The following is a 16,883-nucleotide window of genomic DNA, read 5'->3' as shown; positions in this document are numbered from 1 at the left end:
GCGGTGCCCATCATGCCTGAGCAGACTCGATTTCGTCATGTCAGACCTGATCGACGTGCCGTGTCCCTCATACGCGGATCGAGCAGGCCGGACAGGGCCGGACCGATCTCCGCCAAGGCCTCCGGGGAGGTCATCTGATCGTGCGCGACCCCGATCGGGTGATCTTCGACACGGCCCTCGACCAACGGATGCCAGTTCAGTGCCGCGGCGTCGTGGCCCACCGCACTGAAATAGTCGAGCCTGCCGTGGAACACCGCGGGCCGATGCTCGGCGATGAGCTCGGCCGAGCGCACCGCGCTGCGGTAGATCCGGCGCACCCGTTCCGGCGTGAGCACGGCCATGTCCGGCGGAATGGTCGCGTGCAGCGCGGCGAGCGCCTCCTCGCTGAGCTCGTGGATGTCGCCGTCCTCGGGCAGCAGCGCGTGCGCGCCGATGCCGAGTTCGGCCAGCGCCTCCCGGATCGCCGCGCGGAAGTCCGTCACGTCGATGTCGGGGTGGCTGTCGAGCATGGCGAGCAACGTGACCTGTTCCCCCGCGGCCTGCAGCTCCGTCGCGATGGCGTGCGCGAGCACACCGCCGAGCGACCAGCCGAGCAGCCGGTAGGGCCCGTCCGGCTGCACCGCACGGATCTCCCGGACATACCGGTCCGCCATCTCGGCCAGCGAGGTCGGCAGGTAGCCGTCCTCGGTCAGCGCGGGTGACTGCAGGCCGTAGATCGGCGTGCTCGGGGGCACATAGCGCGCGAGACCCGCGTAGCACCAAGACAATCCGTACATCGGGTGGATGCAGAACAGCGGCTCGGCGGGCGCGGTGTCGTGCGGCACCCTGGTGCGGATCGGCAGCAGCACGCCCAGCGCGGCGTTCGACTCCAGGTCGTAATCGTGGTCGCCCGCGAGCGCGGCCAGTACGCGCGCCGACAGCGCCGCCGGGGTCGAATCGGTGAAGAACCACTGGACCCGGACCTCGGTGCCGGTGAGCGTGCGCAATCTGCTGACCGCGCGGGTCGCCACCAGCGAGTTGCCGCCGATATCGAAGAAGTCGTCGTCCAGGCCGACCTGTTCGGCGCCGACCACCTCGGCGAAGACCTCGGTGACGGTCCGTTCCAGCGGGGTCGTCGGCGGGCGGTACGGGCGCGCGGTGAACTCGGGCACCGGCAGCGCCTTGCGGTCGAGCTTGCCACTCGCGTTGAGCGGCAACGCGTCCAGCACGACGAGCGTGGCGGGCACCATGTAGGACGGCAGCGCACCGCGCGCGTGGCTCAGCACCTCGGCATTGTCGATGCTCTCCCCCGGCGCGGCGACCAGGTAGCCGACGAGCCGGTCGCCGGTGCCGCCTCGGACGAGCGCGACCGCCGCGTGGCGCACCGACGGATGCCCGAGCAACACGGTCTCGATCTCGCCGAGTTCGACCCGCTGGCCGCGCAGCTTCACCTGGAAGTCGCTGCGGCCCAAGTACTCCAGCGCGGCGCCGTGCCAGCGCACGATGTCGCCGGTGCGATACAGCCGCGTTCCGCCCTCGTGCGCGACGAACCGTTCCGCGGTGAGCGCCGGTGCGCCCAGATAGCCGCGGGCCAGCTGCACGCCGGAGATGTACAGCTCGCCCGCGGCGCCTAGCGGCACCGGACGCAGCTGCCGGTCGAGCACGTGCACCCTGGTGTTGGCGACCGGCGTGCCGATCGGCACCGCGACGACGGCGGTGTCCTGCACCGGATAGTCGGTGACCACGGTGGCTTCCGCTGGCCCGTACCAGTTGATCAGCTGGGCGGTCGGGATCGTGGCGGCGAAGTTCGCCGCGGTCTCGCCGGAGAGCGCCTCGCCGGCGGCGAACACCCGGCGCAACGTCGGATACTCCGCGGCGAGTGCCGGATCGAGGAACGCGTCGAGCATGGACGGCACGAAATGCACCGTGCTGACCCCGTATTCGGCGATCACCCGGGACAGATAGGCCGGATCGCGGTGCCCGTCGGGCTCGGCGACGACTATCGTGGCGCCGGTCTGCAAGGGCCAGAACAACTCCCAGGTGGAGATGTCGAAGGTGATCGGCGTCTTGTGCAGCACCACATCGCCCGCGTCGTGCGGATAGATCCATTGCGCCCAGCGGAATTGGTTCACCATCTGCCGGTGGGTGATCATCACGCCCTTCGGCCTGCCGGTGGAGCCCGAGGTGTAGATGACGTAGGCGACGTTGTCCGGTGTGATCCGCGGCTGCGCGAGCGACACCGCCTCCAGTGGCAGGTAGAGCGTGTCGATCGCGACGACCGGCACGGTGGCCGCGGTGTCGAATCCGTCGGCCGTGGTGGTCAGCACGCACGCCGGAGCCGCACCGTCGAGCACGAACTCGTTGCGCTCGCTCGGGTGGTCCGGGTCGATCGGCAGGTAGCCCGCACCCGCGCGCAGCACACCGTAGATCGTGACGACGAGATCGATGCCGCGCCGCATGGCAACGGCCACCAGCGATTCCGCGCCGATGCCCCAGCGGGCCAGCTCGGCGGCCAGCGCGCGCGAGCGCAGGTCGAGCTCGGCGTAGCTCAGCGTGGTCTCGCCGAAGCGCACCGCCGGCGCGTCCGGCGTCCGTGCCACCTGCGCGTCGAACAGCGACAGCAGGGTGGCCTCGTCCAGCAGGTCGGGCACGTCGGTGCCGTTGCGGGCGGCCAGTTCGGTCCGCTCCTGATCGAGCAGCACGTCGATGTCGGCGACACGGGCCTGCGGGTTGGTCACGAAGCGGCGGATCAGGCCCGAAAGCCGTTGCGCCAGTGCTTCCGCCGTCGCCTCGTCGAACAGGTCGCGCAGGTACTTCACCGACACCCGCAGCTGACTGTCGAGCACCACCATCACGGTGAGCGGGTAGTGGGTCCCGTTGACCGCGCCGACACCGGTGACGCTCATGCCGTCGATCGCGCTGGCCTTGTCCAGGCCGTCCCGATCGACCGGGAAGGACTCGAACACCACCAGAGAGTCGAAAAGTCCTTCCACGCCCACGGTTTCCTGGATATCGCTCAGGCCGAGGTAGTGGTGGTCGAGCAGCCCGGCCTGTTCGGCCTGCAGCTGACGCAGCAGCCCGCCGAGGGTGTCGGTGGCCCCGAGCCGGACCCGCACCGGGATCGCGTTGAGGAATAGGCCGACCATGCTCTCCACGCCGTCGAGCTGTGGCGGACGACCGGAGACGGTGGCGCCGAAGACCACATCGTCGCGGTCGACGCTGCACCCGATCAGCAGCCCCCACGCCGCCTGCACCACGGTGTTCACCGTGACGCCGAGCCCGGAGGCGAGGCGGGTCAGCGCGGTGGTGTCCGCGGGTGCCAGCTCGAAGCCGACTTCGCCTACGCCCGCGGCGATCTCACGACCGGGATCGACCGGCGCCAGCGGCGTCGGCTCGGTGATACCGGCCAGCGCCGCGCGCCAGGCCTCGCGGGCCGCGCCCGCGGGCTGTGCGGTCAGCCAGGCCAGGTAGTTCCGGTACGACGGCACCCTTGTCAGGTGCCGGGAGTTGCCGCCGAGCGCGTACAGCGTGAGCAGATCCTTCATCAGCAGCGGCATCGACCAGCCGTCGATCAGGATGTGATGGCTGGTGACCAGCAGGTGGTAGGCCTCGGCCGAGGAACGGATCAGCGCGAAGCGCAGCAGCGGCGCGGTGCGCATGTCGAAGTGATCGGCGAGGTCGGCGGCCTTGATCCGGTCCAGCTCGGCGACCGCGGCCTCCGGTTCCAGCTGCGCGAGATCGATGAGCCGCCACGGCACTTCGAGCGCGTCCTGCACGATCTGCAGCGGTGTGCCGTCGGTGTCCTCGGCGAAGGCGACGCGCAGGTTGTCGTGCCGGTCCAGCACGGCCTGCGCGGCCCGCCGCATCCGGTCCGCGTCCACCGCGCCGCCGAGGTCGAGCACGAACTGCGTGGTGTAGGCGTCGATCGAGGACTCGGCCAGCAGCGCGTGGAACAGCATGCCCGACTGCAAGGGCGTCACCGGCCACACATCGGTGAGGTTCGGGTACGCGGCGGCGAGCCGGTCGATGCCGGGCTGGCTCAACCGCACCAGCGCGAAGTCCGACGGCGTGAAACCGCCCGCGTCCGGGTGCAGGCCGTGCTCGGCCAGCCCGCCGAGCGCCCGGATCCAATGCTCGGCAAAGGTTTTCACCTCGTCGGCGGTGAACGCGGCGGTGGCGTAGTCGAACCGGGCGAGCAGCCCGTCGTCGGTGGCGTCGACGGTCAGGTCGAGCAGCAGATCGTCGACGGCGATGTCGGTGTGCACCCGCGCCGGGCGCAGATCCCGATAGCGCAATGCGAACCGGCCACGCCCGAGCGCACTCAACTCATCCGCGGTATCGGCGTTGAGGTAGCGCAGCAGGCCGTATCCGACGCCCTGCGACGGCACCGCGCGGCGCAGTTCCTTGATCTGTGCCAGTGCCGCCCCCGCCGCGGGACCGCCGACCAAGGCCTCCGCGGTGTCGATCCTGCTGAGCCGCAACGCGAGCGGGTACTCGGTGGTGAAGCCGCCGACCATGCTGTCCTCGGCGCTGGTCGCCGAACGCTGATCGGCGGACAGCCGGATCAACCCACCGAGCGCCCTGGTGACGGGTTCCCGCGCCGCGGTCTGCGCCGCCAGCGCTACCGCGGTGAGCAACACGTCGTCCACCAGGGTGTGATAGGCCGCCGCCGCGGCGGCCACCGCGGCCGCGCCCTCGGCGGTGATGGCCAGCGAGACCCGGCTGCGGGTGCGCAGATCCAGCCGGTCGATATCGGCGTCGTCCGGTGCGTCGCCCAAAGCGCGCTCCCACCAACCGAGTTCGCCGACGGTGCGCAGATCGTGCGCCCGCGTCGACAGCGCCCGGATCAGCACGCCGAGGCCCGACTCCGGCGCCGCGGGAGCGGCATGCCTGCCCCGGCTCCACGCGGCGGTCAGCTGGTCGACGATGGTGCGCCACGAGATGTCGTCCACGACAAGGCCGTTGGCGACCACGATCAGGGTCGACCGGCCCTCCGGACCGCCGGTCAGCACGAAGTGGATATTGCGGCCCTGCTCCGGATCCAGTGCTGCGGCCGCGGCCTGCACCACGTCGTCGATCGGCAGCGATGTCTCACCGTGCCGCGGATCGAGCCTGCGGAACGCCTCGCCGGTGCGCTCGTCGGCGGGCGGAATGCGCAACACCGGGGCCTCGCCCGTGCGATCGAGGCGCACCCACAGCATCGGATGCTGCTCGAGCACAGCGGCCACCGCGGCGCGCACGGCTTCGACGGCACAGCTGTCCGGCACGTCAAGCGCGATCGCGCGCACCTCGACGCCGGTATCGAGCAGCCGGGCCGCGTGCGGCGTCAACGGCAGGTCGCCGGACTCGTCGCCCGGTCCGTCCTCGACCACCGCGACGCGCGCCAGCGCCGCGACCGTGCGCGACTCGAAAACCGCACGGGGCGTGAAGTTCACCCCGCGGGCGCGGCAGCGCGACACCACCTGAATGGACACGATGCTGTCGCCGCCGAGTGCGAAGAAATCGTCGTCGAGCCCGACCCGGTCCAGCCCGAGCACCTCACCGATCACCTCTGCGATGGCCAGTTCGGCCGGGGTCTGCGGCGCCCGATACGCGGCGGTCTCGAGCGCGGGCTCCGGCAGCGCGCGTCGATCCAGCTTGCCGACCGGCGTCAGCGGGATCTCGTCGAGCACCACGATGGCGGTCGGCACCATGTATTCCGGCAGGGTCGCACCCAATTGCTCGGTGAGCGCGGCCGGATCGAGGGTGACGTCCTTGCCCGGCAGCACGTAGGACACCAGCATCGTGGCGCCGGAACCGGATTCGCGACCGACGGTGACCGCGAACTCGACGCCGGGTTGCCCGGCCAGCACCGCGTCGATCTCCCCGAGCTCGATCCGGAAACCGCGCACCTTCACCTGGAAGTCGTTGCGGCCCACGTACTCCACCTCGGGCACGGCACTGCCGCGGCGCCAGCGCACCACGTCACCGGTGCGGTAGAGCCGGTCGCCGGGGGCGCCGTAGGGGTCGGCGACGAAGCGGGCCGCCGTGAGTCCCGGCCGCGCGTGATAGCCGCGGGCCAGTTGGATGCCGCCCAGATACAGTTCGCCCGCAACGCCTTCCGGCACCGGGCGCAGCCTGCTGTCCAGCACCAGCGAGCGCATGCTGCGGATCGGACCACCGATGGTGACCGGTTCGCCGGGCCGCAGCGGGTCGCTGATGTTGGTCATGATCGTGGTCTCGGTCGGCCCGTAGCCGTTGTGGAAGCGTCGGTGCTCGGCCCCGGCCCACTTGGCCACCAGATCGGCGGGCACCGCTTCCCCGCCCGCGACGATGGCCCGCATCCCGGACAGCGCGTCCGGGTCCAGCGAGGCGAGCACCGACGGGGTGAGGAAGGCGTGGGTGACCTGCTCCTCGCGGATCAGGGCGGCCAGTTCCTCGCCGCCGAAGGTGAGCGGCGGCGCGACCACAAGCGCACCCGCCGACCCCAGCGCGAGCAGCAGCTCGAGCATCGACGCGTCGAACGAGGGCGAGGCGAAAGCCAGTGCCCGCGTCGACTGGTCGAGCTGATAGCGCTCCACCTGCTCGGCACTGAAATTGGCCAGGCCCGCGTGCGTCACCACGACGCCCTTGGGCAGGCCGGTGGAGCCGGAGGTATAGATGACGTACGCGGCGTTGCCGCTGCGGATCGGGCCGTGCCGTTCGCCGAAACCGATCGGGCGGTCCGAGCGGGAGGCGACGTCGAAGGTGAAGTCCCGGTCGTCGAGCACCAGCCACGGCCGTCCGCCCGCCATCGGGGGCAACGCGCCGAGTTCCGCGGTCAACGTCACGCCGAGGTGCGCCTGGGAATCGGCGACCATGTGCGCGATGCGTTCGGCCGGATAGGTCGGGTCGATCGGCACCAGCGCGGCACCGGTCTTGGCGACCGCCCAGAGCGCGAGCACGGATTCGACCGAGCGCCGAATCGCCACCGCGACGAGCACGTCCGGCGCCGCCCCGCGATCGATCAGGGTGCGTGCCAATTGCGAAGAGGCGGCGTCGAGTTCGACGTAGCTGAAGGCGCGCCCGTTGACCACGATGGCGGGGCCGGTGGGGTTGCGGGTGACCGCAGCGGCCATCAGCTCGGGCAGGGTGCGCGGCGGCACCGCCTCGGCGCCCGCCCGCGCGACCAGGTCCGCGCGCTCGGAATCGTCGAGGATCTCCAGATCACCGACCGCGATACCGGGATCCTGGGCGACCGCGGCGAGGATGCGGCGGAACCTGCGGCCGAAGTCGGCGACCGTCGATTCGTCGAACAGGTCACGGGCATAGGTGAATTCGGCCGCGAGCCCGGCCTCGGCGCCCGCCTCGGTGCGCTGCTCGCGCAGGGTGAGCAGCAGATCGAACTTGGCGGTGTCGGCCGCCGGGTCCAGCGCCGCGAAGCTCAGCCCCGGCAGTTCGAAGCTGGTGGCGGCCAGGTTCTCGAACGAGAGCGCGACCTGGAACAGCGGATGCCTGCCCGCGGAGCGCTCCGGATCGAGCACCTCGACGAGCCGCTCGAACGGGGTGTCGGCGTTCGCGAAGGCCCGCAGATCGGTTTCCCGGTTGGCGGCGAGCAATTCGGTGAAGCCGAGCTGCGGTGCGACCCGGGTGCGCAACACCAGCGTGTTGACGAACATGCCGATCAGATCGTCGAGTTCGGCCTCGCCGCGGCCCGCGATCGGGGTACCGACCACCACGTCCTCGGTGCCGGACAGGCGCGCGAGGAACACCGCGAGCGCGGTGTGCACCACCATGAAGAGCGTGGCGTTGTGCCGCTTGGCCAGCTCGACCAGCGCGGCGTGCACCTCGGCGTCGACCACGAAGTGCGTCTTGGCGCCCGCGAAGCTCTGCGCGGCCGGCCTCGGCCGATCGGCAGGCAGGTTCAGCTCGTCCGGCAGGTCGGCGAGTTCGGTTGTCCAGTAGGCGAGTTGGGCGCCCGCGACCGATTCGGGATCGTCGTCGGCGCCGAGTGCCGCGCGCTGCCAGAGCGCGTAATCGGCGTACTGGATCGGCAGCGGGGACCAGCCCGGCGCCTCGCCACCGCTGCGGGCGGCGTAGGCCAGCATCAGGTCTCGGGTCAGCGGGCCCATCGACCAGCCGTCGGCGCTGATGTGATGCGCGACGAAGACCAGCACGTACTCGCTGCCCGCGAGCTGGAACAGCCTGGCGCGGAACGGCACCTCCATGGTGACGTCGAAACCGGCCGCCACGATGCGCTGCACCTCGTGCGCGACCCGTTCCTCCCCGATCTGCGCGGGCGCCAGGTCGACCAGCACCTCGTGCGGCGCGAGGATGCGCTGCTGCGGGCCGTCCAGCGTCTCCGGATAGACCGTGCGCATGATCTCGTGCCTGGCGACCAGGTCGGTGACGGCCTGCTGCAACGCCTCGACGTTCAGGTCGCCGGAGAGCCGGATGGCCACCGGGATGTTGTAAACGGCCGCGGCGGTGTCGAATTGATTGAGGAACCACATCCGCTGCTGGGCGAAGGACAGCGGAATATGCTCGGGCCGTTGCTGAGCCACCAGCGGGGTGCGGGCGCGTTCGCCCGCGAGATGCTCCACCTTGATCGCGAGTCCGGCGACCGTGGCGGCCTCGAACAGCGCGCGCACGGGCACCCGGGAATCCAGCGCCGCACCGATACGCGCCGCGACCTGCGTCGCCAACAGCGAATTACCACCCAGACCGAAGAAGTCGTCATCCGCACCGACCCGCTCCACCCCGAGCACCTCGGCGAACACCGACGCCACGATCTCCTCGATCGGCGTCGACGGCGCACGAAACACCCGAGCCTCGAACTCCGGCTCCGGCAACGCCTTCCGATCCAACTTCCCATTCACATTCAACGGAAGCGCATCGAGCACCACAAACGCCGACGGCACCATATACGAAGGCAACTCCGCGGACAGCGCCGACTTCACCTGCGCCACATCGAAAGCCGCCGGCGCGGCGCCGACGGCCTCGGCGGCCTGCGCGGCGAACGATGCGGCCTGCACCGCGAAGGACGTGGCGGGCGGGGCCGCGGGCGGCGGGGCGGCCACCACATAGGCCACCACGCGATCACCGGTCTTGGCGTCGGTCTTGGCCACCACCGCCGCCTGCGCGACCTCGGGCAGCGCGAGCAACGCCGCCTCGATCTCACCGAGCTCGATCCGGAAACCACGAATCTTCACCTGGAAGTCCGTGCGCCCCCGATACTCCAGTTCACCGGAACTGTTCCACGCCACGAGGTCACCGGTGCGGTACATCCGCACCCCGGGCTCGAACGGATTCGCCACGAACCGATCCGCGGTCAAATCCGCACGACCGAAATAGCCACGCGCCAACTGCGCACCAGCCAGATACAACTCACCCGAAACACCCACCGGCACCGGACGCAACCGGCCATCCAGCACATAGGCCTGGCTGTTCCATTCCGGCGTGCCGATGGGCACTACGGTCTGATCGGCCGCAGTGACCCGGTGCCGGGTGATCGACACTGCCGCCTCGGTCGGGCCGTACAGGTTGAGCAGCTCCACCTCCGGCTGCGCGGCCAGGAAGCGTTGCGCCAGCGCGGCGGGCAGGGCCTCGCCGATGGCGAGCACCCGGGTCAGCGGCGACGGCTGTGCCGAGGCCGCCGTGCTGGTGTGCACCAGCAGCGCGTCCAGCATGGACGGCACGACGTGCAGCGTCGTCACGCCTTCCCGGATGATCAGGTCGTTGAGGTAGGCCGGGTCGCGGTGCCCGTCCGGCGCGGCGATCACCAGCTTGCCCGCGCAGACCACCGCCGACCAGAACTCCCAGACCGAGAGATCGAAGGTCGCGGCCGTCTTGAGCAGCACGGCGTCGTGCTCGGCCAGGCCCAATTCGGCGATCTTCCACTGCAATTGGTTGGCGATCGCGGCATGCGACACGGCGACGCCCTTCGGCCTGCCGGTCGAGCCCGACGTGAAGATCACGTACGCGGTGTGCTCGGGATGCAGCGGCGCGACCCGTTCGGCGTCCGCGAGCGGCCCGCTGGCAAACGAGCTCAGCACCAGTTCGTCGAGACGCACCACCGGGGCTGCGGCGGTATCGAAATCGGCCTCGGCGTTGGTCAGCACGCACACGGGGGCGGCCGTGGCCAGGATGTAGTTCGTGCGCTCGGTCGCCTGGTCCGGATCGACCGGCACGTACACACCACCGGCTTTGGCGACCGCGTACATCGCGACGACCAGATCCACCGATCGCCGCAGCGCGAGCGCCACGCGTGTCTCCGGGCCGACGCCACGCGAGATCAGATATCGGGCAAGGCGATTCACGCGGGTGTCGAGCTCGACATAGGTCAGCTCGTGCCGCGAACCATCGGGCAGGTCGGCCACCACGGCGACCGCCTCCGGCGCGGCGGCCAGCACCGCCCGCCGCAGGAACGACGGCAGCGTCGCGGCCGGATCGACCAGGTGCTCGGTGTCGTTCCACGCCGACAGCACCGAATGCTGTTCCCCGGGAACGAGAATGTCGATATCGCCGACCGGCGTGTCCGCGGCGGCGACCACCGCGTCGAGCACCCTGGCGAGGCGGACGGCGAAGCCCTCGACCGTCGCGGCGTCGAAAAGATCAGTGGCATAGGTGAAGAAGCCGCCCATACCGGCGGGCACACCGGACTCGTCGTAACTGTCGCCCACGATCAGATGCAGATCGAACTGCGAGACCGCGAGATCCGCGTCCAGCCCCTCGACCGTGAGGCCGGGCAGTTCCAGCGCGGTACGCGCGATGTTCTGGAACGACAGGCCCACCTGGAACAGCGGATGATGCGCCGTCGAACGCGGCGGATTCAGCACCTCCACCAACCGCTCGAACGGAACATCCGCATGCGCGAACGCCTGCAGATCGGTATCACGCTGGCGCGCGAGCAGATCCGTGAACGACGCCGAGCCGTCCACGGTGCTGCGGAACACGACCGTGTTGACGAACATGCCGATCAGGTCGTCGAGTTCGCGCTCGCCACGACCCGCCACCGGTGTGCCGATGGCGATGTCGGGAGTGCCGGACAGCCGGGCGAGCAAGACCGCCAAAGCGGTGTGCACCACCATGAACAACGTCGCGCCGTGCGCCCGGCCAAGCTCCACCAAACCCGCATGCGTAGCCGCATCGACCCGCACATCGACCCGCGCACCCGCCATCGACGCGACCGCCGGACGCGGCCGATCCGTCGGCAACTCCAACAAATCCGGCAACCCCGCCAACTGCGTGCGCCAAAAACCGATCTGCTGCGCGGCAATCGAATCCACATCCGACTCATCACCAAGCACAGCACGCTGCCACAGCGCATAGTCGGCATACTGCACCGGCAACGGCGCCCAACCCGGCGCCTCACCCGCGGCCCGCGCGGCATAGGCAACCATCACATCCCGCACCAGCGGACCCATCGACGAGCCGTCCGCCGCGATGTGATGCACCACCACCGCGAGCACGTAGTCGGATTCGTCGGTGCTGTCGGTGAGCTCGAGCAGCCGCACCCGCAGCGGCACCTCGTCGGTGACGTCAAACGGGGTCGACGCCAGCGCGTACACCTCGGCGGGCACGTCCGCGACGGACACCGGCCGCGGGGTCACCTCGAGCGCCACCCGACTCGCGGGCAGCACCACCTGCACCGGGCCCTCGGGGGTCGCCGGGTACACCGTGCGCAGCACCTCGTGCCTGCCCACCACGTCGTCGAGGGCGGCGCCGAGCGCGGTGACATCCAGTGCGCCGGTGAGCCGCAATGCGAACGGCAGGTTGTAGGCGGCGGAGCCAGCCGACTCGTCATCGGACTGATCGAAGCGGTTCAGGAACCACATCCGCCGCTGCGCCAGCGACAGCGGCAACTCGGCGGGCCGGGCAATGCTGCCCAGCCTGATACCGCGGGCCGCATGGGTCCGCGATTCGATCGCGGCGGCCAGCGCCTGCACCGTCGGTGTCTCGAACAGCGTCCGCACCGGAACACGGGCGTCCACCGCGGCGCCGAGCCGCGCGACGACCTGGGTCGCGACCAGCGAATTGCCGCCGAGAGCGAAGAAATCGTCATCGGCACCGACCCGGCTCAGCCCGAGCACCTCGCCGAACACCTCGGCGACGATCTCCTCGACCGGCGTCGCGGGCGCGCGGAATTCGCGGGCGGCGAAGCTGGGCTCGGGCAGCGCCTTGCGGTCGAGCTTGCCGGACGGATTCAGCGGGAACTCGTCGAGCACCACGACCGCGGCCGGAACCATATAGGCCGGAAGGGTTTCCGCCACCGCGACCAGCAGCGCGGCCTGGTCGACGGTCGAATCCGGCGCGGGCACCACGTAGGCGACCAGTTGGTCACCCAGCGTCGACTGACTGACCAGCGCGACCGCCTGACTCACCGACGGTTGCGTCAGCAAAGCGGTCTCGATCTCGCCCAACTCGATTCGCTGACCACGGAACTTGACCTGGAAGTCGGTGCGACCGAGGTAGTCCAGCCGATGCGGCCGCTCAGCGGTGGCCGCGCGCCACACCACCAGATCGCCGGTGCGATACATGCGTTCGCCGAAGCCGAACGGGTTGGCCAGGAAGCGATCCGCGGTCAGATCCGGCCGCCGGACATAGCCGCGGGCCAGCTGATCACCGGCGAGGTAGAGCTCGCCGGGCACGCCCGCAGGCACCGGACGCAGCCGGGCATCGAGCACGTACACCTGAGTGTTCCACTGCGGCAGGCCGATCGGCACCGAGCGCGTATCCGAGCCGTCGGCGGGCCAGTAGGTCACCGAGACCGCGGCCTCGGTCGGTCCATAGAGATTGTGCAGCCGGGCCCGCGACACCGCGCCGAATGCCGTGACGGTCTCCGGCGGCAGCGCCTCGCCGATCACGAAGGCCTCGCGCAACGTCGGGCCCGCGTCGGCCGCCGCGTGCGCGGCGAAGACGGTGAGCATCGAAGGAACGAAGTCGGTCACGGTGACCCGTTGCGCGGCAATGGTTTCCGCGACGTAGCCGGGATCGCGGTGGCCGTCGTGGGCGGCGACGACCAGTGTCGCCCCCGCCCGCAGCGGCATGAAGAAGCCCCACAGCGACACGTCGAACGTCGTCGCCGTCTTCTGCAGGTACACATCGTCGGGGCCGAGCGGGTACTCCGCCAGCATCCAGTCGATCTGGTTGTTGATCGCCGCGTGCGAGACGGCGACGCCCTTGGGCCGCCCGGTCGAGCCGGAGGTGAAGATGACGTAGGCGGGATGCTGCGGCAGGAGCCTGCGCCGCAATTCGTCGGCACGCACCGGCGCGCCGTCGAAGGCCACGGTATCGATCTCATCCAGGCGCAACACCTCGATGCCGTCGGGCACCTGGATCGCGTCCGCCGCTGTGGTCAGCACGCAGGCGGGCTGCGCGGTGTCGAGGATGTGCGCGATCCGCTCGGCCGGATGGTCCGGATCCAGCGGCACGTACGCGCCGCCGGCGGTCACGATCGCGTACATGCCGACCACCAGGTCGATCGAACGCCGAATCGCCAGCCCCACCAGGGATTCCGGACCGATGCCACGGTCGATCAGCAGCCGGGCGAGGCGGTTTACGCGCTCGTCGAACTCGCGGTACGACAGCGTCTGGCCCTCGTAGACCAGCGCGGTAGCGGACGCACGCGCCGCGACGGTGCGCCGGTAGCCGTCGAGCAGCAGCTCGGGAGCGACCGGACGCCTGGTGTCGTTCCACCCGTAGAGGATTCGCTCGCGCTCGGCGGGCTCGAGCAGATCGATGTCGCCGACCGCGCGTTCCGGGGCCGCCACGACCGCGGCCAGCAGCCGCTCCAGCCGCAGCGCGAACTGCGCGACCGTCGCCGCGTCGAACAGGTCGGTGGCGTAGGTGAACAGCGCCGAGAAGCCCGACTCCGCCTTGGGCACCACGGTCAGCTGCAGATCGAACTTCGCCACCGCGCCGTCGAATTCGACCGCCTGCGCGGACAATCCGGGCAGCTCGACCTGCGCCTTGTTCATGTTCTGGAAGAACAGCGCCACCTGGAACAGCGGATGATGCGCCTGCGAGCGCACCGGATCGAGCACCTCGACCAACCGCTCGAACGGCAGCTCGGCGTGCGAGAACGCCGCGAGGTCGGTCTCTTTCGTCGCGGCGAGCAGCTCGGTGAACGAGGCGCCGAGATCAATGGGCGTGCGCAACACCAGGGTGTTGACGAACATACCGATGAGCCCGTCGAGCTCTCGCTCGCCACGGCCTGCCACGGGCGTGCCGATGGTGATGTCGGCGGTGCCGCTGAGCCGGGCGAGCAGCGCCGCGAAGGCGGTGTGCAGCACCATGAATTCCGAAGCGCCCGCGCGCTGGGCGAGTTCGGTGAGTCCGCGATGCAGTTCGGCGCCCACCTCGAAGGTGTACTCCGCGCCCGCGCCGGACGCGACGAGCGGGCGGGGCCGGTCAGCGGGCAGGTCGATACGGTCCGGGATACCCGCCAACGCATTGCGCCAGTAGGCGATCTGCGCGGCGGCCACCGAATCCGGATCGTGCTCGTCGCCGAGCACCTCGCGCTGCCACAGCGTGTAATCGGCGTACTGCACCGGCAGCGGCGGCAGCGCGGGCGGTGCGCCGTTGCGCCGGGACAGGAACGCGCCGAGCAGATCTCGCAGGAACGGCGCGACCGAGGCGCCGTCTGCGGCGATGTGGTGCACCACAACAACGACCACGTGCTCGCTCGCCGAGAGCTCGGCCAACGCGATCCGCAGCGGTACCGCCGCGGCGACGTCGAAGCCGCGCAGGGCGAACTCACGCAGCCAGTCGGGGAGTTCGTGTTCGGCCAGCGGCTTGGGCGCCAGATCCGGAGCCGCCTCCGCGACGGGCAGAATCACCTGGTAGCCGGTGCCGTCGATGGCCGGGTAGACGGTGCGCAGCGTCTCGTGCCGCTCGATCACGTCGGTGATCGCGGCCTGCAGCGCGGCCAGGTCCAGTGCACCGGTCAACCGGATGGCGAACGGAATGTTGTTCGCCGCCGAGGCCGGATCGAACTGGTTCAGGAACCACATCCGCTGCTGCGCCAGCGACAGCGGAATACGTTCCGGCCGTTCCATCGGGGCCAGCGCACGCCGATCCTCGGCGCCCTTCAACGGCTCGAGCCGCTCGGCCAGGCCTGCCACCGTGGGGGTTTCGAAGATCAGCCGGGCAGGCACCCGCGCCGCGAGCGCGGTGCCGAGCCGGGCCGCCACCTGCGTCGCGATCAGCGAATTGCCGCCGAGCTCGAAGAAGTCGTCGTCGGCGCCGACCGGCGCGCCGGGACCGAGCACCTCGGCGAAGACATCGGCGACCAGCTCTTCCAGCGGGCCGACGGGAGCGCGGAACACCTTGGTCTGCAAGCGCGGTGCGGGCAGCGCGGCCCGGTCCAGCTTGCCGACCGGGGTGAGCGGAATGGTGTCGAGCACCATGACGACCGTCGGCACCATGTGCGCGGGCAGGCTCTGCTCGGCGAAGGCGGCCAATTCGGCTGCGTCCGCGGCCTTTCCGGGCGCGGCGTGCACGTAGGAGACGAGAATCGTGGCGCCGCTGTCCAGGTCGTGCCCGACGGTGACCGCGAAGTCCACCGTCTCGTGCGCGGCGAGCACGGCGTCGATCTCGCCGAGTTCGATCCGGAAGCCGCGGATCTTCACCTGGAAATCGTTGCGGCCCCGGTATTCCAGCTCGTCGTTCGCGTTCCAGACCACCAGGTCGCCGGTGCGATACAGCCGGGAGCCGTTGGCGTCGAACGGGTTCGCGACGAACCGGGCGGCGGTCAAGCCCGCGCGATCGTGGTATCCGCGCGCCAATTGCGCGCCGGAGATGTACAGCTCACCGACGGTTCCCTCGGGTACCGGCACCAGCCGTTCGTCGAGGACGTACTCGGTGACCGCCCGGATCGGACCACCGATGGCGACCGGTGCGTCCGGTGCCAACGGCGCGCTGATGTTGGTCATGATGGTGGTCTCGGTGGGCCCGTACCCGTTGAAGAACTCCCGGGGCCGCCCGCCGGACACCGGAATCACCCAGCGCCGCACCAGCTCCGGTGGGCAGGCCTCGCCGCCGGCGACCACGACGCGCAACGCGTCGAGACCCGCGGGGTCCACCGAGGCCAGCGCGGCAGGGGTGATGAACGCGTGCGTCACCCCGGTGCGGCGCAACAGGGCGGCCAGTTCCTCGCCGCCGAAGACCGTCGGCGCGACTATCACCATCGTGGCCGCACCACCCACCGCGAGCAGCAATTCCAGCACCGAGGCGTCGAACGACGGCGAGGCGAAATGCAGTGTCCGCGAGGCACTGCCCACCTGGTATCGCTCGCGCTGCTCGTCGCAGAAGCTCGACAGACCGGCCTGCGTGACGACCACGCCCTTCGGCTTGCCCGTGGAGCCGGAGGTATAGATGACGTAGGCGGGATGTTCGGCGCGCAGCGGGCGCACCCGGTCGACATAGGTCACCGGATCGACCGGGAACTCCTCCAGCGACCTGGCGCATTCGTCGGTATCGATGCTCAGCCAGTCGACCCGGTCGGGCAGGTCAGCGCGCACGTCCGCGATGGTCAGGCCGAAGACGGCGCCGGAGTCGGCGACCATGTGCTCGACCCGGTCCGCCGGATAGTTCGGATCGACCGGCACGAATCCAGCGCCGGTCTTGGCCACGGCCCAGACCGCGACCACGGAATCGATCGAGCGGGGAATGCCGACGGCGACCAGGTCCTCTGGGCCGATGCCCCGCCCGATCAGCAGCCGGGCCAGCCGGGTGGACCGCTCATCGAGCTCGGCATAGCTCAGTTCGGCGAGCGTGCCGGTGGCGTCGGCGTAGCTGACACCGATGCCGCTGGGGTTGGCCTCGACGGCGGTCGCCAGCAGCTGCGGCAGGGTGGTGACGCGCGGGCGCCTGGTCCGCGTCGGTCGTACGCGTGCCGGCCGGGTCATGCGCACACCGCTGCACGGGTCTCGTCACTTCGCTGC

At 70.3% G+C, this 16,883-nt stretch carries 1 protein-coding gene; it reads right to left on the bottom strand.

All coding sequences use genetic code 11. The annotated features are described in order from the left end of the window. Positions 1-35: 35 nt before the first annotated feature. Positions 36-16,853 (bottom strand): amino acid adenylation domain-containing protein, encoded by a 16,818-nt coding sequence (locus tag F5X71_RS04240; RefSeq protein WP_428981449.1) that lies wholly within the window; start codon positions 16,851-16,853, stop codon positions 36-38. Positions 16,854-16,883 lie beyond the last annotated feature (30 nt).

Origin of the sequence: Nocardia brasiliensis (genome assembly GCF_011801125.1) — a bacterium.
Lineage (GTDB): Bacteria > Actinomycetota > Actinomycetes > Mycobacteriales > Mycobacteriaceae > Nocardia > Nocardia brasiliensis_C.
This window is presented reverse-complemented; position numbering and strand designations above follow the sequence as displayed.